The organism is Streptomyces spectabilis (assembly GCF_008704795.1).
Classification (GTDB): domain Bacteria; phylum Actinomycetota; class Actinomycetes; order Streptomycetales; family Streptomycetaceae; genus Streptomyces; species Streptomyces spectabilis.
Map to the genome: position 1 here is coordinate 5,046,986 of NZ_CP023690.1, position 21,135 is coordinate 5,068,120.

Annotated in this window: 19 protein-coding genes; 13 read left to right on the forward strand and 6 right to left on the reverse strand. The window is 72.3% G+C overall.

The annotated features are described in order from the left end of the window. The first annotated feature begins 48 nt into the window (after positions 1-48). The 8 genes from pdhA (CP982_RS22035) (at position 49) to CP982_RS22070 (ending at position 9,320) form a co-directional block, all read left to right on the forward strand. Positions 49-1,191 carry a pyruvate dehydrogenase (acetyl-transferring) E1 component subunit alpha gene (gene pdhA, locus CP982_RS22035; protein WP_150512099.1) on the forward strand — a complete coding sequence of 381 codons (1,143 nt, stop codon included), beginning with the start codon at positions 49-51 and terminating at the stop codon, positions 1,189-1,191. Beyond that, positions 1,188-2,192 (forward strand): alpha-ketoacid dehydrogenase subunit beta, encoded by a 1,005-nt coding sequence (locus tag CP982_RS22040; RefSeq protein WP_150512100.1) that lies wholly within the window; start codon positions 1,188-1,190, stop codon positions 2,190-2,192. Before pdhA (CP982_RS22035) ends, CP982_RS22040 begins: the two co-directional genes overlap by 4 nt. Then, positions 2,192-3,715 (forward strand): dihydrolipoamide acetyltransferase family protein, encoded by a 1,524-nt coding sequence (locus tag CP982_RS22045; RefSeq protein WP_150512101.1) that lies wholly within the window; start codon positions 2,192-2,194, stop codon positions 3,713-3,715. Before CP982_RS22040 ends, CP982_RS22045 begins: the two co-directional genes overlap by 1 nt. 150 nt (positions 3,716-3,865) lie before the next feature. Continuing rightward, on the forward strand, positions 3,866-4,876 hold the full coding sequence (locus tag CP982_RS22050) for a DUF6457 domain-containing protein (protein WP_150512102.1): 1,011 nt from the start codon (positions 3,866-3,868) through the stop codon (positions 4,874-4,876). Next, complete coding sequence (locus tag CP982_RS22055) at positions 4,873-6,564, forward strand: molybdopterin molybdotransferase MoeA (protein ID WP_221515017.1); 1,692 nt, start codon at positions 4,873-4,875, stop codon at positions 6,562-6,564. Before CP982_RS22050 ends, CP982_RS22055 begins: the two co-directional genes overlap by 4 nt. Further along, complete coding sequence (locus CP982_RS22060) at positions 6,552-7,667, forward strand: potassium channel family protein (protein WP_184925125.1); 1,116 nt, start codon at positions 6,552-6,554, stop codon at positions 7,665-7,667. The genes CP982_RS22055 and CP982_RS22060 overlap by 13 nt, the downstream gene beginning before the upstream one ends. A gap of 123 nt (positions 7,668-7,790) precedes the next feature. Further along, positions 7,791-8,768, forward strand: a complete 978-nt coding sequence (locus CP982_RS22065; RefSeq protein ID WP_150512104.1) for an NAD(P)H-quinone oxidoreductase — start codon at positions 7,791-7,793, stop codon at positions 8,766-8,768. Positions 8,769-8,903: 135 nt separating this feature from the next. Beyond that, positions 8,904-9,320, forward strand: a complete 417-nt coding sequence (locus CP982_RS22070) for a hypothetical protein (RefSeq protein WP_150512105.1) — start codon at positions 8,904-8,906, stop codon at positions 9,318-9,320. Between the two features lie 115 nt (positions 9,321-9,435). Here the strand turns inward: CP982_RS22070 and CP982_RS22075 are convergent, their stop codons facing one another. After that, complete coding sequence (locus tag CP982_RS22075; RefSeq protein WP_150512106.1) at positions 9,436-9,822, reverse strand: hypothetical protein; 387 nt, start codon at positions 9,820-9,822, stop codon at positions 9,436-9,438. Positions 9,823-9,997: 175 nt separating this feature from the next. Between CP982_RS22075 and CP982_RS22080 the strand changes: the two genes are divergently transcribed. After that, the gene (locus tag CP982_RS22080) at positions 9,998-10,540 is read left to right on the forward strand and encodes a bacterial proteasome activator family protein (RefSeq protein ID WP_030686323.1); all 543 of its coding nucleotides are present in this window, start codon (positions 9,998-10,000) and stop codon (positions 10,538-10,540) included. 76 nt (positions 10,541-10,616) lie between these two features. Here the strand turns inward: CP982_RS22080 and CP982_RS22085 are convergent, their stop codons facing one another. Together CP982_RS22085 and CP982_RS22090 are read right to left on the reverse strand one after the other, a co-directional pair. Beyond that, positions 10,617-11,078: a carboxymuconolactone decarboxylase family protein gene (locus CP982_RS22085; protein ID WP_150512107.1), complete on the reverse strand. Its 462-nt coding sequence runs from the start codon at positions 11,076-11,078 to the stop codon at positions 10,617-10,619. Between the two features lie 130 nt (positions 11,079-11,208). Beyond that, complete coding sequence (locus CP982_RS22090) at positions 11,209-12,837, reverse strand: protein kinase domain-containing protein (RefSeq protein WP_150512108.1); 1,629 nt, start codon at positions 12,835-12,837, stop codon at positions 11,209-11,211. Positions 12,838-13,200: 363 nt separating this feature from the next. Between CP982_RS22090 and CP982_RS22095 the strand changes: the two genes are divergently transcribed. Next, positions 13,201-14,802, forward strand: a complete 1,602-nt coding sequence (locus CP982_RS22095; protein WP_150512109.1) for a protein kinase domain-containing protein — start codon at positions 13,201-13,203, stop codon at positions 14,800-14,802. Positions 14,803-14,809: 7 nt separating this feature from the next. On the opposite strand, the gene CP982_RS22100 is transcribed toward CP982_RS22095, so the two are convergent. Next, positions 14,810-15,250, reverse strand: coding sequence for a pyridoxamine 5'-phosphate oxidase family protein (locus tag CP982_RS22100; RefSeq protein ID WP_150512110.1), 441 nt, complete (start codon positions 15,248-15,250; stop codon positions 14,810-14,812). A 142-nt stretch (positions 15,251-15,392) separates the two neighbouring features. Continuing rightward, on the reverse strand, positions 15,393-16,055 hold the full coding sequence (locus CP982_RS22105) for a response regulator (protein WP_150512111.1): 663 nt from the start codon (positions 16,053-16,055) through the stop codon (positions 15,393-15,395). A gap of 359 nt (positions 16,056-16,414) precedes the next feature. Between CP982_RS22105 and pdhA (CP982_RS22110) the strand changes: the two genes are divergently transcribed. The 3 genes from pdhA (CP982_RS22110) to CP982_RS22120 are packed head-to-tail and all read left to right on the forward strand — an operon-like array spanning position 16,415 to position 20,099. Beyond that, entirely contained in the window at positions 16,415-17,665 is a 1,251-nt protein-coding gene (pdhA, locus tag CP982_RS22110) for a pyruvate dehydrogenase (acetyl-transferring) E1 component subunit alpha (protein ID WP_150512112.1), read from the forward strand. Positions 17,666-17,667: 2 nt separating this feature from the next. Beyond that, a complete protein-coding gene (locus CP982_RS22115; protein WP_150512113.1) occupies positions 17,668-18,648 on the forward strand; it encodes an alpha-ketoacid dehydrogenase subunit beta in 981 nt (326 codons plus the stop codon). 11 nt (positions 18,649-18,659) lie between these two features. Then, entirely contained in the window at positions 18,660-20,099 is a 1,440-nt protein-coding gene (locus CP982_RS22120; RefSeq protein ID WP_150512114.1) for a dihydrolipoamide acetyltransferase family protein, read from the forward strand. 69 nt (positions 20,100-20,168) lie between these two features. Here CP982_RS22120 and CP982_RS22125 read toward each other — a convergent pair whose 3' ends face one another. Next, positions 20,169-21,053 carry a D-alanyl-D-alanine carboxypeptidase family protein gene (locus tag CP982_RS22125; protein WP_150512115.1) on the reverse strand — a complete coding sequence of 295 codons (885 nt, stop codon included), beginning with the start codon at positions 21,051-21,053 and terminating at the stop codon, positions 20,169-20,171. Positions 21,054-21,135: the final 82 nt, after the last annotated feature.

Sequence of the window (21,135 nt, forward strand, 5' to 3'; positions counted from 1 at the left end):
TCCCACGAGGAGACCGCTTCCCTCAGCATCCCCCCAGGAGGTGCCGTCATGACGGTCATGGAGCAGCGGGGCGCCTATCGACCCGCCCCGCCCCCCGCATGGCAGCTCAGGACCGACCCTGAGCCGCTGCTGCCCGACGCGGCGCCGTTCCGGGTGCTCGGCACCGAGGCCGCGGCCGAGGCGGACGCGCAGCTGCTGCTGCGCCTCCACGCCGAACTGGTCCGCGGGCGTCGGTACAACACGCAGGCGACGGCCCTGACCAAGCAGGGCAGGCTCGCGGTGTACCCGTCCAGCACCGGCCAGGAGGCGTGCGAGATCGCCGCCGCGCTCGCCCTGGAGGAGCGCGACTGGCTCTTCCCCAGCTATCGGGACACCCTCGCGGCCGTCGCGCGCGGCCTCGACCCGGTGCGCGCCCTGACGCTCCTGCGCGGCGACTGGCACACCGGGTACGACCCGCGTGAGCACCGGATAGCGCCCCTGTGCACGCCGCTCGCGACCCAGCTTCCGCACGCGGTGGGCCTCGCGCACGCCGCGCGCCTGAAGGGCGACGACGTGGTCGCGCTCGCCATGGTCGGCGACGGCGGCACCAGCGAGGGCGACTTCCACGAGGCGCTGAACTTCGCGGCCGTGTGGCGGGCGCCGGTGGTCTTCCTCGTGCAGAACAACGGCTTCGCGATCTCCGTGCCGCTGGACAAGCAGACGGCCGCCCCCTCCCTGGCGCACAAGGCCGTGGGCTACGGCATGCCGGGCCGCCTGGTGGACGGCAACGACGCGGTCGCGGTGCACCAGGTGCTCAGCGAGGCCGTGCGGCACGCGCGCGAAGGCGGCGGCCCCACGCTCGTGGAAGCGGTGACGTACCGCATGGAGGCGCACACCAACGCGGACGACGCCACGCGCTACCGCGAGGACGACGAGGTCGCGGCCTGGCGCGACCACGACCCGGTCCTGCTCGTGGAGCGGGAGCTGACCGCGCGCGGGCTGCTCGACGAGGACCGCGCCGCCACGGTGCGCGAGAACGCCGAGGCGATGGCGGCGGACCTGAGGGAACGGATGAACCAGGACCCCGAGCTCGACCCGATGGACCTGTTCACCCACGTGTACGCCGAGCAGACCTCCCAACTGCGCGAGCAGGCAGCGCAGCTGCGGGCCGAGCTGGAGGCCGAGAACGAGTCGGACGGAGCAGCCCGATGACCACTGTCGCCGTGAAACCGGCCACCATGGGGCAGGCGCTCGGCCGGGCCCTGCGCGACGCGCTGGCCGACGACCCGACCGTGCACGTCATGGGCGAGGACGTCGGCACGCTCGGCGGGGTCTTCCGCGTCACCGACGGGCTCGCCGAGGAGTTCGGCGACGACCGCTGCACGGACACGCCGCTGGCCGAGGCGGGCATCCTGGGGACAGCGGTCGGCATGGCGATGTACGGCCTGCGGCCCGTCGTGGAGATGCAGTTCGACGCGTTCGCGTACCCCGCGTTCGAGCAGCTGATCTCGCACGTGGCGCGGATGCGTAACCGCACCCGGGGCGCGATGCCGATGCCGATCACCATCCGGGTGCCGTACGGCGGCGGGATCGGCGGCGTCGAGCACCACAGCGACTCCTCCGAGGCGTACTACATGGCGACGCCGGGGCTCCATGTCGTCACGCCCGCCACGGTCGCCGACGCCTACGGCCTGCTGCGTGCCTCCATCGCGTCCGACGACCCCGTGGTCTTCCTGGAGCCCAAGCGCCTGTACTGGTCGAAGGCCGAGTGGAATCCGGACACTCCGGAGACCGTGGAGCCGCTCGGCAAGGCCGTGGTGCGGCGCACCGGGCGCAGCGCCTCGCTGATCACGTACGGCCCCTCCGTGCCGGTCTGTCTGGAGGCCGCGGAGGCGGCGCGCGCGGAGGGCTGGGACCTCGAAGTGGTCGACCTGCGCTCCCTGGTGCCGTTCGACGACGAGACGGTGGCCGCGTCCGTGCGGCGCACCGGGCGCGCGGTCGTGGTGCACGAGGCGACCGGCTTCGGCGGGCCCGGCGCGGAGATCGCCGCACGGATCACCGAGCGCTGCTTCCACCACCTGGAGGCGCCGGTGCTGCGGGTCGCCGGGTTCGACATCCCCTACCCGCCGCCGATGCTGGAGCGGCACCACCTGCCGGGCGTCGACCGCATCCTGGACGCCGTGGCCCGCTTGCAGTGGGAGGCGGAGAACTGATGGCCCAGGTCCTGGAGTTCAAACTGCCCGACCTCGGTGAGGGGCTCACGGAGGCGGAGATCACCCGCTGGCTGGTGCAGGTCGGCGACGTGGTGGAAGTGGACCAGCCGGTCGTGGAGGTCGAGACGGCCAAGGCGATGGTCGAGGTCCCGTGCCCGTACGCGGGCGTGATCACCGCCCGTTTCGGCGAGGAGGGCACCGAACTGCCGGTGGGGGCACCCCTGCTGACGGTCGCGGTGGGCACTCCGGCGGTGGGCGCCCCGGCGAGCGGCGGGGCGGCGGACGACGCCCTCTCCGAAGCCGCCGACGCCCCGGCCGCGGCGGACGAGTCGTCCGGGAACGTACTCGTCGGCTACGGCACGGGAGCGGCGCCCGCCAGGAGGCGGCGGATACGCCCCGCGCGGGACGTGGCGGCGGGCTCCCCGGCCGCCCGTAGGGAGGCGCCTGTGGCCCGCGCGGAGGCCCGCGCGGAGGCGCCCGCGAGCGGCCCCGGCCGGAGCCTCGACGCCGGGCACGGCACCGGGTCCGTCGGGCACAGCACCGAGTCCGCCGGGCACGGCACCGAGTTCGAGGAAGGCCCCGTGCCGGTGATCTCGCCGCTCGTCCGCAAGCTGGCGCGGGAGAACGGCGTGGACCTGCGGGACCTTGCGGGCTCGGGCCCGGACGGGCTCATCCTGCGGGCCGACGTGGAGGACGTCATGAGGGCGGCCGCCGCCGCGCCGCTCGCGGCCCCCGCCCCGGCGACCGCCACCGCGCGCACCACGGCGACGGGCCTCGGCGCCACCTTCGGCAGCACCCGGGAGGGCGCGCCCGCAGCGCGCCGTGCCGCGGGCTCCGGGACGCGCGTTCCGCTGCGCGGTGTGCGCGGTGCCGTGGCCGACAAGCTGTCCCGCAGCCGCCGGGAGATACCGGACGCCACCACCTGGGTCGACGCGGACGCGACGGAGCTGATGCACGCGCGCGTGGCGATGAACGCGGCGGGCGGACCGAAGGTGTCCCTGCTCGCGCTGTTCGCCCGGATCTGCACGGCGGCCCTCGCCCGGCACCCGGAGCTCAACTCCAGGGTCGACATGGAGGCGCGCGAGATCGTCCAGCTCGACGAGGTCCACCTCGGGTTCGCCGCGCAGACCGAGCGCGGGCTCGTCGTGCCCGTCGTACGGGACGCGCACGCGCGCGACACGGAGTCCCTGAGTGCCGAGTTCGCACGGCTCTCGGAGTCGGCCAGGGCCGGGACGCTCACGCCCGGGGAACTGACGGGGTCCACGTTCACGTTGAACAACTACGGCGTGTTCGGCGTCGACGGATCCACGCCGATCATCAACCACCCCGAGGCGGCGATGCTCGGCGTCGGCCGGATCGTGCCCAAGCCATGGGTCCACCAGGGGGAGTTGGCGGTCCGGCAGGTCGTCCAGCTGTCGCTCACCTTCGACCACCGGGTGTGCGACGGCGGCACGGCGGGCGGCTTCCTGCGGTTCGTGGCGGACTGCGTCGAACAGCCGGCGGTGCTGCTGCGCAAGGTGTGACCGGGCCCCGGCCGCGCCTCCCGGACAAGGGCCGAGGCCCCTGCCGGGAGGCGTCCTCACGCGTCGGGCCCCCACACCTGTGAGGAACACGAGACCTGAGGGGCACCCATAAGGGGTGGCGTTGACATCTCGTGCGCCCATACTCGGAAGATGACCTCGAACACGGGCCCGGCGGTGGCGTTCGACGCCGTCGTGCTCGCGGGAGGCCGCGCGGCGCGGCTCGGCGGCGCGGACAAGCCCGGTGTACGCGTGGGCGGCAGGGCGCTGCTCGACCGCGTCCTGGCCGCCTGCTCCGGCGCGGCGACGACCGTCGTCGTCGCGGCGCCCCGGCCCACCGCGCGCCCCGTGGTGTGGGCCCGCGAGGAGCCCGCGGGCGGCGGGCCCCTGGCCGCGCTCGACGCGGGCCTGCGCCGCACCGCCGCGGACCTGGTCGTGGTGTTCTCCGCCGACCTGCCGTTCCTGCGCGAGCGGACGGTACGCGCCCTCGTCGCCGCGGTGGGTTCGGGGGACGGCGCGCTGCTCACCGACCCCGACGGCCGCGACCAGCCGCTCGTCGCCGCCTACCGGAGCGCCGCGCTGCGGCGGGAACTGGCCCGGATCGCTGCCGGGGACCCCGCCCGCGCGGGCTCCGGGCTCGCCGGGCTGCCGCTGCGGCTGCTCACCGAACGCCTCGACCTGGCCCGGATCGCCGAGCCGCTGGCCGCGTTCGACTGCGACACCTGGGACGACATCGCCGCCGCCCGCGCGCGGATCAGGGAGCATGGGCACGTGGTTTTGGATGAATGGATTTCCGCAGTCAAGGACGAACTGGGCATCGACCTCGACGTCGACACCGGCACCCTCCTCGACCTCGCCCGCGACGCCGCGCACGGAGTGGCCCGGCCCGCCGCGCCGCTGACCACCTTCCTGGTCGGGTACGCGGCGGGGCTCGCCGGGGCGAGCGGCGGGCCGCAGGCCGTCGCGGAGGCGGCGCGCAAGGCGGCCGCGCTCGCCGCCCGCTGGGCGGAGGAAGGGGACACGGGCGGGGCGCCGGCGTCCGGCGCCCCCACTGGTGCGGCGTCCACCGGCGCGGCGTCCGGCGCCCCCGCCGGTGCGGCGCCGGACGACGCTTCCGGCAGCCCGCACGCCGCCCCGGCCGACGAGAATCCGGGCGCCCGATGAGCGGGGGCCATTCGGCCGACGCCGAGCTGGACGAGGCACTGGCCCTGGTGAACGAGGACCGCGCCGCCACCCGAGCCGCGAGCGCGCCTCCCGCGCCCGGCTCAGAGTCCGCGACCGCGACCGGCTCAGGGTTCGCGACCGCGACCGCGACCGCGGCTGGGCCCGGGGCCGGGTCCGCGTCCGCATCCGGCTCCGCCTCCGGAGCGGGCACCGCGCCCGCACCCGGGCCCGCGAGCGTGCCCCACGCCTCCGCACCCCCCGCCGACCCCAGCCGCGAACCCCGCCCGCAGCCCCAGCCCCAGCCCGGCCCCGCCCCCGCGCCGCCCACCGACGCGAGCGCCCCGCCCCCCGACGGCACACAGCCCCGACCCCGAGCCACCGCCTGGCCCGAGGCCCGCGCCGTGTCCCGCGGGGCCGGCGCCCCGCCGGCAGCGGCGGCTCCCGTGCCGACCCCGTTGCCCGAAACCCTGGGCCGCGTCCTCACCTCACCGCTGACCGCCCTCACCGACCTGCCCTCCTTCGACACCTCGGCGATGGACGGCTGGGCCGTGGCCGGCCCCGGCCCCTGGACGGTCCTCGCGGACGGCATCCTGGCCGGACAGGAGCGGCCCGAGCCGCTCGGCGACGGCGAGGCGGTGCGGATCGCGACCGGTGCCCGCATCCCGCAGGACACCACCGCCGTCATCCGCAGCGAGCACGCGCGCGTGGACGACAAGAACAAGCTGCACGCCCAGCGCGAGGTCGTCCCCGGCCAGGACATCCGCCCGCGCGCCCAGGAGTGCCGCTCGGGCGACCAACTCCTGCCGCCCGGCGCCCTGGTGACGCCCGCAGTGCTCGGCCTGGCCGCCGCGGCCGGGTACGACGCGCTGCCCGTGGCGCGGCGGCCCCGCGCGGAAGTCCTGGTCCTCGGCGACGAGTTGCTCACCGAGGGGCTGCCCCAGGAAGGCCGCATCCGGGACGCGCTCGGCCCGATGCTGCCGCCCTGGCTCCGCGCGCTCGGCGTGGAGGTGACCGCCGTACGCCGCCTCGGCGACGACGCGGAAGCCCTCCACGAGGCCCTGGCCCGGTCCACGGCCGACGTGGTCGTGACGACCGGCGGCACCGCGTCCGGACCCGTCGACCACGTCCACCCCGCGCTGCGCCGCCTCGGTGCCGAACTGCTCGTCGACGGGGTCGCGGTGCGCCCCGGCCACCCGATGCTGCTCGCACGCCTCCCCGATGCGCCCTCCGCGGCCCCCAGCGGGGCCGAAGGCGCGCCGGATTCGCCGGACCGGACCGACGCGAAGGGCCGTCCACGCCACCTCGTGGGCCTCCCCGGAAACCCCCTGGCCGCCGTCTCCGGCCTGCTCACCCTGGCCGATCCGCTGCTGCGCGGCCTCGCTGGCCGTCCCGCCGCCGAGCCGTACACCGCGCCCCTGCGGGACGACGTACACGGGCATCCGCACGACACCCGTCTCGTGCCGGTCGTCCTGCGCGCCGAGTACGCGGTGCCGCTGCACTACAACGGACCCGCGATGCTGCGGGGCATCGCCGTGGCCGACGGGCTCGCGGTGGTGCCTCCGGGCGGTGCGCGCCGTCGCCAGGAAGTGGAGATCCTCGATCTGCCCTGGACCGAACCAGGCGGATCGCACGGTGAGTTGGGGCCCAACGGCTCGGCGGACCCCTTCAGCGAGGTGTGTTTCACGTGAAACTGCCCGGCCATGACGCGATCGCGCGCCAAGCCGACGAACACCTCGTCACGCACCGCGTCAAACTCCCCAGGCGCGTCGTCGAACGCCCGCTGCGCCAGGTCGGCAAACGCCTGCTCATGGCGATGTTCGTGCTGGGGCTCACCATCCTCATCGTGTACGTGGACCGCGACGGCTACCACGACAACGCGAACGGGACGATCGACTTCCTCGACGCCTCGTACTACGCCACCGTGACGCTCTCCACCACCGGGTACGGCGACATCGTCCCGCACAGCGACAGCGCGCGGATGGCCAACATCTTCCTGATCACGCCCCTGCGCGTGCTCTTCCTGATCATCCTCGTCGGCACCACGCTCGAAGTGCTGACGGAACGCACCCGTGAGGAATGGCGGCTTTCCCGCTGGAGGTCCAACTTGCGTGACCACACCGTCGTCGTCGGCTTCGGCACCAAGGGCCGTTCCGCGATCCAGACCGTGCAGGCGACGGGACTCAAGCCCGAGCAGGTCGTGATCGTCGACCCCAGCTCGAAGGTCGTCGACGCGGCCACGGCGGAGGGCTACGCGGGAGTCGTCGGCGACGCGACGCGCAGTGACGTACTGCTGCGGGCCGAGGTGCAGAAGGCCCGCCGGATCATCGTGGCGACCCAGCGCGACGACACGGCGGTCCTGGTCACGCTCACGGCGCGGCAGCTCAACCGGCAGGCGAAGATCGTGGCCGCGGTCCGCGAGGAGGAGAACGCGCCGCTGCTGCGGCAGTCCGGCGCCGACGCCGTCATCACCAGCGCCAGCGCGGCGGGACGGCTCCTTGGCCTGTCGGTGCTCAGCCCGAGCGCGGGCGTGGTCATGGAGGACCTCATCCAGCAGGGCAGCGGTCTCGACCTGGTCGAGAGGCCGGTCATAAAGGCCGAGGTCGGGCGCGGAGTGCGCGAGATGAAGGACCTGGTCGTCAGCGTCGTACGGGGGCACCGGCTGCTCGCGTACGACGATCCCGCCATCGGCGAGCTCCAGTTGACGGACCGGCTGATCACGATCGTCCGGGCCTCCCCGGCGCCGGAGCCGCCCGCGGCGGACGTGCGGCGGGCGGCGCGACCGCTGGACTGAGACGCGCTGCCTCGGGAGAGCCCTGCCCCGGGAGCGCTCTGCCGCCACGGCTCCGCGCCCCGAGAGGGGTCTCCCGCCGCCACAGCCCTTCCGGCCAAAGGGTGCGGGAGTAGCCTCGCCCGCATGCATGCGATCACGATCCCCGAATCCGGTGGGCCCGAGGTGCTCCAGTGGGCCGAGGTCCCCGATCCCGTACCCGCTGAGGGCGAGGTCCTCATCGAGGTGGCCGCCAGCGCCGTGAACCGTGCCGACCTGCTCCAGCGGCAGGGCTTCTACGACCCGCCGCCCGGCGCGTCCCCGTACCCGGGTCTGGAGTGCTCCGGGCGGATCGCCGCGCTCGGCCCCGGCGTCGCGGGCTGGGCGGTCGGCGACGAGGTGTGCGCGCTGCTCGCGGGCGGCGGCTACGCGGAGAAGGTCGCCGTCCCGGCGGGGCAGGTCCTGCCGGTGCCCGACGGCGTCGACCTCGTCACGGCGGCCGCGCTGCCGGAGGTCACGGCCACGGTCTGGTCGAACGTCTTCATGGTGGCCCATCTGCGCCCCGGCGAGACGCTCCTCGTGCACGGCGGTGCCAGCGGCATCGGCACGATGGCGATCCAGCTCGCGAAGGCCGTCGGCGCGCGCGTCGCGGTGACGGCGGGCAGCAAGGAGAAGCTGGCGTTCTGCGGCGACCTCGGCGCGGACGTCCTCATCGACTACCGCGAGCAGGACTTCGCCGAGGAGATCCAGCGGGCCACGGACGGGGCGGGCGCGGACGTGATCCTGGACATCATGGGCGCCAAGTACCTGGAGCGGAACGTGAACTCCCTCGCGGTCAGCGGCCGCCTCGCGATCATCGGCATGCAGGGGGGAGTCAAGGGCGAGCTGAACATCGCCACGCTGCTGCGCAAGCGCGCCGCCGTCACCGCGACCTCGCTGCGGGCCCGGCCGGTCACGGAGAAGACCTCGATCGTCGCGGCGGTGCGGGAGCACGTGTGGCCGCTGATCGGGGCGGGGCAGGTGCGGCCGGTGGTGGACCGGACGCTGCCGATGCGGGACGCGGGGGCCGCGCACCAGGTCCTTGAGTCGAGTGGGCACATCGGGAAGGTGCTGCTGGTGCGGTAGCCCTCGCGGGGCGCCCCGCAGGGCCCCGGAAGGGCCGGGCGCCCCGCCGCTCCGAGATGCCGGACGGGGCGTGCCGTGTGACGCTTGCTGCACGCCCGCGATCTTGGCGACCCGGCAGCGGGAGGGAGCCGTGCGGTGACTTCATGGCGGTGCCGCGCCCCGCGCGCGGCCGTACCGGTGGCCCTCGCGGCCGTGCTGCTCGCCCCGGGCCCCGGGTACGCCGCCGACCCGTCCCCCGCCCCTTCGGCCGCGTACTACGACGAGGTGGAGCTCGCCGGGAGCCGTGCGGGCGAGGGCAGGACCCGGCCGGGCCGGGCGGAGCCGCTCGTGGTGCCCGATCCGCGGGCCTGGCGTCCGCTGCCGCCCCCGGCGGCCCGGGAGCGGCGCGCCGAGCCGAAGCCGCCGCCCGCCGCGGACGCCGCCGAGCCGTTCGCCCGGCGTACGGCGACGGGGCCGCCCATCCCCGGCCTGCGCGTCCTGCCGCTCGGCGCGGGCCTGGTCCTGATCGGCCTCGGCCTCGGCTTCCTGGGGCTGCGCCTGCGCCGACCGTGAGCTTGAAACTACATTCTGTGACAGCAACCTGACAGCCCCCGTGGGGTGGGGGCTGTCAAGAAGCGGGTCGAGTCTCTTCAATGCCGAGGCGGCACGGGTAAGGAGTGCCTAGTGACTACTCGTGGAGCTCGGCTCGCTCGCAGTCAATCGGCGTCGTGTCGCCAGCACCGTCAAAAGTGCAGACCTTCATGAAGTAGGTCTTGCCCGCCTTGACGTCATACGTGAACTGCTTGATGTCGCCTGAGCCACCGCCGACGTACTGGGTCGCGAGTACACGCTGGTTGACGTCGAGCAGGCTCCCACGGACACCATGGCCATCGGTGTGAATGTCGAACACCTGGAAGACGTCACCACCGTCGTTGTGCCGCATGAAGCCCACGGCAGTGCCGCCATGCTTCACCGTCACACTCTTGTCGGCCGCGTTAGCCGTGCCAGCAGCGATGACGACCATCGCGCTCGCTACGCAAGCAATCCCGGCAGCGGCCTGTGAGCGCTTGAACACTGATCCCCCTGTTTCTGATGTATGAGACACGGGAGTATCGAACGCCTGTACCCAGCTGTCAACAGTGGGAAGACCACGGCGTTTCGGCCATGAACTTCCCATGTCGTCCTGGGTGGATCATCGGCGAATGGGGGCACCACGGATGTGTGAGCAACGGGTGCGAGAGAATGGCGGCATGGAGATGCCGAGGAACGAAAGGTCGCCGGAGAACCCCCAGGTCCTGGTTGTCGGCCAGGACGGCATGGCGCTCGGCGGCGGTGGCGACGACGACGTCCGCGAGGTCCCGGTGACGGACATGGTCGAACAGCCGGCGAAGGTCATGCGGATCGGCAGCATGATCAAGCAGCTTTTGGAAGAAGTGCGCGCGGCACCTCTGGACGAGGCGAGCCGGGTGCGCCTCAAGGAGATCCATGCCAGCTCCGTGAAGGAGTTGGAGGACGGCCTCGCGCCCGAGCTCGTGGAGGAACTGGAGCGCCTGTCGCTGCCGTTCACCGACGAGACGACGCCGAGCGACGCGGAGCTGCGCATCGCGCAGGCCCAGCTGGTGGGCTGGCTCGAAGGCCTCTTCCACGGGATCCAGACGACCCTGTTCGCGCAGCAGATGGCCGCGCGGGCCCAGCTGGAGCAGATGCGCCGCGCGCTGCCGCCCGGTGTGGGCGGTCACGAGGACGACGAGGAGGGCGGTGTGGCGGGCCGCAGCGGAGGCCCCTACCTCTAGACCTCCAGCCCGTACGTGAAGGGGCCGGGTACGCACCGCGTACCCGGCCCCTTCGTCCGTGTCCGTGCCCGTGGGCTCAGCCCCACGTCTGGCCCGCGGGCTCCTGAATCGTGGTGTTGATCCGGTTGAACATGTTCGTCACGCCGATGACCAGGATCAGGGCGGACAGCTCCCGCTCGTCGAAGTGGTCGGCGACCTCGTCCCACAGCTCGTCGGAGACGGCCTGGGCGGAGCGGTCGGCGAGCCGCGTGGAGACCTCCGCGAGGGCCAGGGCGGCGCGCTCCGCGTCCGTGAAGAACGGCGCCTCGCGCCAGGCCACCACCGTGGCGATCCGCTCGGCGCTCGTCCCGGCCTTGACCAGGTTCGCCGTGTGACTGTGGATGCAGGCGCTGCACCCGTTGATCTGGCTGACCCGCAGCCCGACGATCTCCTGGAGCTCCTGCGGGAGGCCGCTCTCGGAGATGGCCTTCATGATGCTGCCGATGCCCTTGAGCCCGTCGGAAAGGACGAAGGCCGGGTTCTTCATACGAGCCTGCATGGCTGGTCTCCTCTGTGCCGCTCTCGCGCCGCTAGGTCTGTTACTTCACTGACGAAGCGGGGGAGAAGAATGTGACCGGTGGCGCCGCGAAGTCTTCTGTGGCTTCGCGGCGCCACCAGGTCCAGAGGCCTCAGGCTGGGTTGCCGGTCGAGATGTCGAACTGGATCTCGACGTCCTTCGGATCGATGTCGTCACCGGCCTTGGGGATGGTCCGCATGACGGTGTCCTCGCCGAAGGTGTTCTCGTCGACGTAGTTCTTCTCGTACTGCCACCCTGCCGCCTGCAGGCAGGAAAGAACCGACCTCCAGTCCTTGAAGCCGAAGTTCGGCATCTTCACCTTGTCCGGGTCGTTGTACGCCGTGTCCGGCTCGGTGCACTCCGTCTTCTCGACCGTCTTCGAGCGGTCCGGGCCGAGGTGCCCGGCGACCGGCTTCTTCGACTCCTTGGAGCCGCCGCCGTCGTCGCCGTCGCCGTTCAGGGAGATCGCGGTGATCACGCCGCCGATGGCGAGCAGGGCGACGACGATCGAGCCGATGACGACCGGCATGGTCCGCTTGCCGCCGCCGGAGCCGCCGCTCGGCGACGCCGCCGTGGCCGCCTGGGGGGACAGGGTGTACGGGGGCGGGGTCTGGGCCGCCTGCGGGGCCGGGGCGTAGGCGTTGGTGGGCGCGGGGGTCGGGTACCCCTGCTGCGGGTAGCCGTACCCCGGCTGCGGGGTGGGCGCCGGGGTCGCGGTGCCGTAGGGGCCCGGGTGGTACGGCGTCTGGACGCTGCCGTGGGCCTGCGGGTTCGTCGAGTCGACCGGCGGGAAGACGGCGGAGCCGACGCCCGCGCCGCTGGCGGTCCGGGCGCCCGGGACGATGCTGGGGGCCGCCGTCTGGAAGGACTGCGCGACGCGCAGGCACTCGTCGCGCATCGCCTCGGCGGTCGGGAAGCGCTCGTTCGGGTTCTTCTTGAGCGCGCGGGCGACGAGGGCGTCGACGGCCGGGGGCAGCGAGCGGTTGACGGAGGACGGGGCGACCGGCTCCTCCTGGACGTGCGCGTACGCGATGGCGAGCGGCGAGTCCGCCTCGAAGGGCAGCCGGCCCGTCACGAGCTGGAACAGCATGATGCCGACCGAGTACAGGTCGGAGCGGGCGTCGACGCCGCGGCCGAGTGCCTGCTCGGGCGACAGGTACTGCGGGGTGCCGACGACCATGCCGGTCTGCGTCATCGACGTGACGCCGGACTGCATGGCGCGGGCGATGCCGAAGTCCATGACCTTGACGACGTTCCGCTTCGTCATCATCACGTTGCCGGGCTTGATGTCGCGGTGGACCAGGCCCATCTCGTGGCTGATCTCCAGGGCCGCGAGCACATCGGCGGTGATCTTCAGGGCCTGGTCGGTGGGCATCGCGCCCTGCTGGCGGACCGCCGCGTCCAGGACGGAGCCGAGGGGCTTGCCCTCCACGTACTCCATGACGATGTACGGCATGGTCGACCCGCCGAGGTCGTCCTCGCCGGTGTCGAAGACCGACACGATGTTCGTGTGCGTGAGCTTGGCCACGGACTGGGCCTCGCGCCGGAAGCGCTCGCGGAAGGACTGCTCGCGGCCGAGCTCGGTGTGAAGTGTCTTGATCGCGACCTGTCGGTCGAGCACCGTGTCGTACGCGAGGTGCACCGAGGCCATGCCGCCCTCGCCGAGCAGATCGCGCAGCTGATAGCGGCCGCCGGCCAGTGAACTGCCCGCGTACCGGCCCTGAGCGCCGTCCTGGCTCATGTCGTGCGTCCCCCATCGGCGCGGACGCGAGACGGCGCCGCGGCTGTGACTGTGGCTGTGGGTTGCGACCGAAGACGTCCCGGAGACGGTGATCGATCCACTATTCCTGGCCAAGTCTGCCCGAGGGCGATGCCACGTCAAGCTCGGTGCCCGTTCCGTGACCGTACGCGCAAGAAGAGTCTCGTAAGCGTTACAAGTTTGCCCCGAGGGGCCCCCGGCGGGTTTGATGGCCGGTCCGCCTCGGACCGGCATGTCGCGTGAAGGCTGTAGCGTGGCACGGCGGAGTACCCCGTACCGCTCCCATCACGTATCCGGTACACGCCCTCCACGGGCGGACCACGATCAGAACGACGGCGAGGACTGATGGCACAGACGCAGCGCGCTCAGGGCCCGTCCGACCCCGAGGCGACTGGCGGCGGTATGTCAGACGTGCCCGAGATGTGGGGGAACGGTGGCCTTGTCGGAGACGGTAGGTACCGCCTGACCCACCGGCTCGGCCGGGGCGGCATGGCCGAGGTGTTCGCCGCCGAGGACGTCCGGCTCGGGCGCACGGTCGCGGTCAAGCTGCTGCGCGCCGACCTCGCAGAGGACCCGGTGTCCAAGGCCCGCTTCACGCGCGAGGCGCAGTCGGTCGCCGGTCTGAACCACCACGCGGTCGTCGGGGTCTACGACTCCGGCGAGGACTTCGTCGGCGGTGCCTCCGTCCCCTACATCGTGATGGAGCTGGTCGAGGGCCGCACCATCCGCGATCTGCTGATCAACGCGGAGGCCCCCGGGCCCGAGCAGGCGCTGATCATCGTGTCGGGCGTCCTGGAGGCGCTCGCCTACTCGCACCAGCACGGCATCGTGCACCGCGACATCAAGCCCGCGAACGTCTCCATCACCAACACCGGCGCGGTGAAGGTGATGGACTTCGGCATCGCGCGCGCCCTGCACGGCGCGTCCACGACGATGACGCAGACCGGCATGGTCATGGGCACGCCCCAGTACCTGTCGCCCGAGCAGGCGCTCGGCAAGGCCGTCGACCACCGGTCCGACCTGTACGCGACGGGCTGTCTGCTGTACGAACTGCTCGCGCTGCGGCCGCCGTTCACCGGTGAGACGCCGCTGTCCGTGGTCTACCAGCACGTCCAGGACACGCCCGTGCCGCCGTCCGAGGTGTCCGACGCGGCGCCGCCGGAGCTCGACGGGCTCGTCATGCGCTCGCTCGCCAAGGACCCCGACGACCGCTTCCAGACCGCGGAAGAGATGCGCGGCCTGATCCAGTACGGGCTCCAGATGCTCGCCGAGCAGGGCAGCCACACGGGGACCTGGAACACCGGGCCCGTGGAGGCCGTCCACGGGCACGAGGGCGCGCACACTCCGGCCATGGGCATGGCGGGCACCACCGCGATGCCGCACCCCGGCGACAGCGGCACCCAGCAGATCCCGAGCCCGATGCTGCGGCCGCCGGGCGGCGACGACGGCGGCTTTGACGGCGGCCACCGGGACGGCGGCGGCCGTGGCCGTGCGGGCAAGGTGTGGATCCTGGCCGTGCTCGCGGTGATCGCGATCGCGGTGGGCGTCGCGTTCGCGCTGTCCGGTGGCGACGGCGACGGCAAGAAGGACGGCGGTCCCTCCAAGACGCCCTCGACGAAGCAGTCGCAGGAGAAGAAGCCGAGCAAGAGCGCGGACGACGACGAGACGCCGGACAGCGCTACGCAGCCCGGTGGCGACGGCACCGGCGGGCAGAGCGGCTATCCGCAGCAGCCGACCCGGCCCACGCAGCAGCCGACCCAGCAGCCGACGAAGCCGACGGAGCCGACGAATCCGCCGACCGAGCCGACGGATCCGCCCACGGACCCCACGGACCCGCCGACCGATCCCTCGGATCCGCCGACCGAGCCGTCCGACCCGGTCTCGCCGCCGGACGACGGCGGGAACGGCGGCGACACGGAGGGTGGCGAGGGCTCCGACTCGGAGTGACCTCGGCTCAGCCCACCGCGGGGAAGGCGCCGGCGACGGCGCTGTCCACCGCGGGGCTGAGCGTGTGGACCACGGCCTTCTGGGGCTCGATGCGGAGGTACACCGCGTCGTACGGCTCGCCGTCCACATAGCCGGGGGGCGGCCCGAAGCGGGCCAGTTCCGCGGTGCTGGGGCGCACGGCCTCGCAGAGGCCGACGAGCTGGACCGTCCACTGGCCCTCGGCGGTGCCCGCCGTGCCCAGGTTGTCCGCTCCGTACGCGACGACGCTCCCGACGCACGCGTCGTGGTACCCGAAGCCCCGGTGCATGCGCAGCAGGACGTGCCCGTCGCTCACGATGTGGCGGGCCGCCGCGAGGAAGGGCAGGGCACGCATGCTGGTCGCGACCCGGCCGTACGCGGTGCGCCGGAGCAGGGCGAAGGCGAGCTGCTGGTCGGAGTCGGAGGGCATGTCCCTACGGTGCGGCACGCGCGCGGGGCGGGAGAAGAGCCGCCCGCCCCGTAAACAAGGGACGTAAGTCCCGGGGGCCCGGGGTACGGGAGCACCCGAAGGGGCGCGGGGCGGTATCGACAGGGGCCAGGCTGCCGAGCGCTCAGCGAAGGCGCTCCGCCTGCATCCGCGCCACGTACGCCGCCGCCTGCGAGCGGCGCTCCATGCCGAGCTTGGACAGCAGGCTGGAGACGTAGTTCTTGATCGTCTTCTCGGCGAGGTGAAGGCGCTCGCCGATGGCGCGGTTGGTGAGGCCCTCGCCGATCAGGTCGAGGATCTTGCGCTCCTGCTCGGTGAGGTTGGCCAGGCGGTCGTCGCCCTTGGCGCCGTTGCCGTCGCGCAGGCGCTCCAGGACGCGGGCCGTGGCGACCGGGTCGAGCAGGGACTTTCCCGCGGCCACGTCCCGCACGGCGGTCAGGAGTTCATTTCCGCGAATGGCCTTCAGGACATAGCCGGAGGCACCGGCCATGATGGCGTCGAAGAGGGCTTCGTCGTCCGCGAACGAGGTGAGCATCAGGCATTTGATGGAGTCGTCCTGCGAGCGGATCTCACGGCAGACCTCGACGCCGCTGCCGTCGGGAAGGCGGACGTCGAGCACCGCGACATCCGGGCGCGTGGCGGGAATGCGCACCAAGGCGTCGGCGGCCGTGCCCGCCTCTCCGACCACCTCGATGTCGGACTCCACCGAGAGCAGCTCATGGACTCCGCGTCGCACGACCTCGTGATCATCGAGCAGGAATACCGTGATTTTTCCTTGTTCGCGCACGGTGTCAGTGTCACACATCAAGTCTTCCCGTGCCCGGGGTGGCCGAGATAACGTGCCGGTGTTCCGGCCCCCTGCCAGGCTGTGATCAGTGGCGTGACCAGCGTGTGTTTCCCGGCTTCTCGATTTAGTTGGATTTCCTAGTGGGCCTTTACTTGGAAATCCAAGCAAAATTGCAGGTCAGACGGGGTTTCACAGTTTTGGTACGTACTGGGTAACGTGCTTGGAGAAGGGCGCTCGCCGGGACGACTGTCACGCCTAATCCCGCTGAGCCGCACCCACCCCGTGCGACGGGCTGGAATCGGGCGAGCCGTACTGGCCTGCCGGTGGACCCCGGGGGCCGGACCGACGGAGGAGCACACGTGACCGTGGAAAGCACCGCCGCGCGTACGCCGCGCCGCGCGAGCAGCGGCGGCAAGCGCACCAGTGCGAGCGCGAAGAGCGCCGGCGCCAGTGCGAAGAAGAGCGCGAGCGCGAAGAAGCCCGCGAAGGACGCGGGCGCCGGCGCTCAGCCCGAGCTCGTACAACTGCTGACGCCCGAGGGCGAGCGGGTCGAGAGTCCCGAGTACGACAAGTACGTCGCGGACGTGACCCCCGAGGACCTGCGCGTTCTGTACCGGGACATGGTGATGACCCGCCGCTTCGACGCCGAGGCCGTGACCCTGCAGCGCCAGGGCGAGCTGGGCCTGTGGCCCTCGCTGCTCGGCCAGGAGGCGGCGCAGGTCGGCTCGGGCCGCGCGACCCGCGAGGACGACTACGTCTTCCCCACCTACCGCGAGCACGGCGTCGCCTGGTGCCGGGGCGTCGACCCGACGCTGCTGCTCGGCATGTTCCGCGGCGTGAACAACGGCGGCTGGGACCCCAACAGCAACAACTTCCACCTGTACACGATCGTGATCGGTTCCCAGACGCTGCACGCGACGGGCTATGCGATGGGCATCGCCAAGGACGGCGCGGACAGCGCGGTCGTCGCGTACCTCGGCGACGGCGCCACCAGCCAGGGCGACGTGGCGGAGGCCTTCACGTTCGCGGCGGTCTACAACTCCCCCGTGGTGTTCTTCTGCCAGAACAACCAGTGGGCGATCTCCGAGCCGACCGAGAAGCAGAGCCGCGTACCGCTGTACCAGCGCGCGCAGGGCTACGGCTTCCCAGGCGTGCGCGTCGACGGCAACGACGTGCTCGCGTGCCTCGCGGTCTCCAAGTGGGCCCTGGAGCGGGCCCGCACGGGCGAGGGCCCCTCCCTCGTCGAGGCGTTCACGTACCGCATGGGCGCCCACACCACCTCCGACGACCCGTCGCGCTACCGCCGCGACGAGGAGCGCGAGGCGTGGGAGGCCAAGGACCCGATCAAGCGCCTGCGCGCGTATCTGGAGGCCGAGGGCCACGCCGACGAGGCGTTCTTCGCGGAACTCGACGCGGAGAGCGAGACGTTGGGCAAGCGGGTGCGGGAAGTGGTGCGGTCGATGCCCGACCCGGAGCCGATGTCCATCTTCGAGAACATCTATGCGGACGGGCACGCCCTCGTGGACGAGGAGCGGGCCGAGTTCGCCGCCTACCAAGCGTCGTTCGCGGACGCTCCTGCGGACGCCGCCACCGGCGGGGAGGTCAAGTAGTTATGGCCGTGAAGAAGTTGCCGGTCGCCAAGGCGATCAACGAATCCCTGCGCACGGCCCTCGAGGCCGACCCCAAGGTCGTCGTGATGGGCGAGGACGTCGGCAAGCTCGGCGGTGTCTTCCGGGTCACCGACGGACTCCAGAAGGACTTCGGCGACGACCGCGTCATCGACACGCCGCTCGCCGAGTCCGGCATCATCGGCACGGCCATCGGCCTGGCCCTGCGCGGCTACCGCCCGGTGGCGGAGATCCAGTTCGACGGCTTCGTCTTCCCCGCGTACGACCAGATCGTCACGCAGCTCGCGAAGATGTACGCGCGCTCGCTCGGCAAGATCAAGGTGCCGGTCGTCATCCGCATTCCGTACGGCGGCGGCATCGGCGCCGTCGAGCACCACAGCGAGTCCCCGGAGGCGCTGTTCGCGCACGTCGCGGGCCTGAAGGTGGTCTCGCCCTCGAATTCGTCGGACGCGTACTGGATGCTCCAGCAGGCCATCCAGAGCGACGACCCCGTCATCTTCTTCGAGCCCAAGCGGCGCTACTGGGAGAAGGGCGAGGTCAACACCGACGCCATCCCGGACCCGCTGCACAAGGCGAGCGTGGCCCGCGAGGGCACGGACGCGACGCTCGTGGCGTACGGCCCGATGGTGCGCACCTGTCTGGAGGCCGCCGCGGCCGCCGCGGAGGAGGGCAAGTCCCTGGAGGTCGTCGACCTGCGCTCCATCTCGCCGATCGACTTCGACACGGTGCAGGCCTCGGCCGAGAAGACCGGCCGGCTGATCGTCGTGCACGAGGCGCCGGTGTTCTTCGGCGCGGGCGCGGAGATCGCCGCGCGCATCACCGAGCGCAGCTTCTACCACCTGGAGGCGCCCGTCCTGCGGGTCGGCGGTTTCCACTCCCCGTATCCGCCCGCGCGGGTGGAAGAGGACTATCTGCCGGGCCTCGACCGGGTGCTCGACGCCGTCGACCGCTCGCTTGCGTACTGAGGGAAGAGGTCGTGACGACAATGACTGACACCACGGCGGCCGTCCGCGAGTTCAAGATGCCCGACGTGGGCGAGGGACTCACCGAGGCGGAGATCCTCAAGTGGTACGTGGCCGCGGGCGACACCGTCACCGACGGCCAGGTCGTGTGCGAGGTGGAGACGGCCAAGGCGGCCGTCGAGCTGCCGATCCCCTTCGACGGCACGGTCCGTGAGCTCCGGTTCGCGGAGGGCACGACCGTGGACGTCGGCCAGGTGATCATCACCGTGGACGTGTCCGGGGGCGCGGCGCCCGCGCCCGAGGCGGCGCCGCCCGCGCCCGCCGCCGCGCCGGAGCCCGAGCCGTCGGCGGAGCCCGCGGCCCCGTCCGGACGCCAGCCGGTCCTCGTCGGGTACGGCGTGGCGGAGTCCTCCACCAAGCGGCGCGCGCGCAAGCCCGTCCCGGGCCAGGCCGAGGCGTCGCTCGCCGCGGCCGCGGTGCAGGCCGAGCTGAACGGCCACAGCGCGCCGCCGGTCCCGGAGGCCCCCCCGGCCCCCCCGGCCCCCGCGACCACCGGCGCCCGGCCGCTGGCCAAGCCGCCGGTGCGCAAGCTCGCCAAGGACCTGGGCGTGGACCTGGCCGCGGTCACGCCGACGGGCCCGGACGGCATCATCACCCGTGAGGACGTGCACGCGGCGGTGGCTCCCGCCCCCGCGCCCGCGGCCCCGGCGCCGGCGCCGGTCCAGGAGCCGGTGGCGGCCGTGGCCGGTGACGCGCGCGAGACCCGCGTTCCGGTCAAGGGGGTCCGCAAGGCGACCGCGCAGGCGATGGTCGCCTCGGCGTTCACGGCGCCGCACGTCACGGAGTTCGTGACGGTGGACGTGACGCGCACGATGAAGCTCGTCGAGGAGCTGAAGCAGGACCGGGCCTTCGAGGGCCTGCGGGTGAATCCGCTCCTGCTGATCTCCAAGGCGCTCCTGGTGGCCATCCGCCGCAACCCGGGCGTGAACGCCGCCTGGGACGAGGCGAACCAGGAGATCGTGCAGAAGCACTATGTGAACCTGGGCATCGCCGCGGCGACCCCGCGCGGTCTGATCGTGCCGAACATCAAGGACGCGCACGCCAAGACCCTGCCCGAGCTCGCCGGTGCGCTCGGCGACCTGGTGTCCACGGCGCGCGAGGGCAGGACGTCGCCCGGCGCCATGCAGGGCGGCACGGTGACGATCACGAACATCGGCGTCTTCGGCATCGACACGGGCACGCCCATCCTGAACCCCGGAGAGTCCGCGATCCTCGCGGTCGGCGCGATCAAGCTCCAGCCGTGGGTCCACAAGGGCAAGGTCAAGCCGCGCCAGGTGACCACCCTCGGCCTCTCCTTCGACCACCGCCTGGTGGACGGGGAGCTGGGCTCGAAGGTGCTCGGTGACGTGGCGGCGATCCTGGAGCAGCCGAAGCGCCTTATGACCTGGGCGTAGTCGCACGCGTACGCGAGAAGGGGCCCGCCGCGGGTGCGGCGGGCCCCTTCTCCGTAGACCTCAAGGGAGTTACGCGACGCGGAAGCCGTAGTCCATGATCTTCTTGGCGTCCTTGTAGCGCGCTTCCTTCGTCGGCGCGGTCAGGACGGTGCCGACGACCGTCTTGCCGTTGCGGGTCGCGGCGAAGACCAGGTTGAACTTGGCCTGGGCGCCGGAGCCCGTCTTCACGCCGATGGCGCCGCGGTAGGTGCCGAGCAGCTGGTTGGTGTTGCCCCAGACCGGCATCCCGCGGGTGCCGCCGTTGGGCATCTTGGGCTTGGCCTTGTAGCCCTTGGTCTTCACGACGGTGCGGAAGAGCGAGTTCTTCATCGCCTTGACCGTCAGCTTGGTGAGGTCGCGCGGCGAGGAGTAGTTCGCACCATTGCTTATGCCGTCGAACGAGTCGAAGTGCGTGTTGCGCAGGCCGAGGTCGCGCGCGGTCTTGTTCATCTTGCCGATGAAGGACTTCACGCGGGCTCCGCGCGAGGAGCCCTTGCCGTAGGTGTCGGCGAGGGCGTAGGCGGCGTCGCAGCCGGACGGCAGCATCAGGCCGTACAGCAGCTCGCGGACCGTGGCCGTGTCGCCGACGATGAGGCCCTTGGCCGAGGAGGCGCCGTTGCGGACGATGTAGTCGCTGTACGCCTTCTGGTACTTGACCTTGCGGTTCAGGTTCAGGTTCGGCTGGTTGAGGACCGTGAGGGCGGTCGCGATCTTGGTGGTGGACCCCGTCTTGAGGCGGGAGTCGGCGCCCTTCGTGAACAGCGTCTTGCCCGTCGCGCTGTTCATGAGGAAGCCGCCCTTGGCCGAGATCGACGGCTTGGGCGGCGCGGCGGCCTGCGCGGCGGGGGCCGTGATGACCGTCGTCGTCAGGACGGCTCCGGCCGTGACGACGGCGGCGGCCGATGCCCGGCGCATGCCTGTTGTCCGGATTCTCAAGGTAAACGCTCCATTGTCCCTGATATGTGTGTTGGGCGGCCCGCGCCTCAAATCCCCCCGA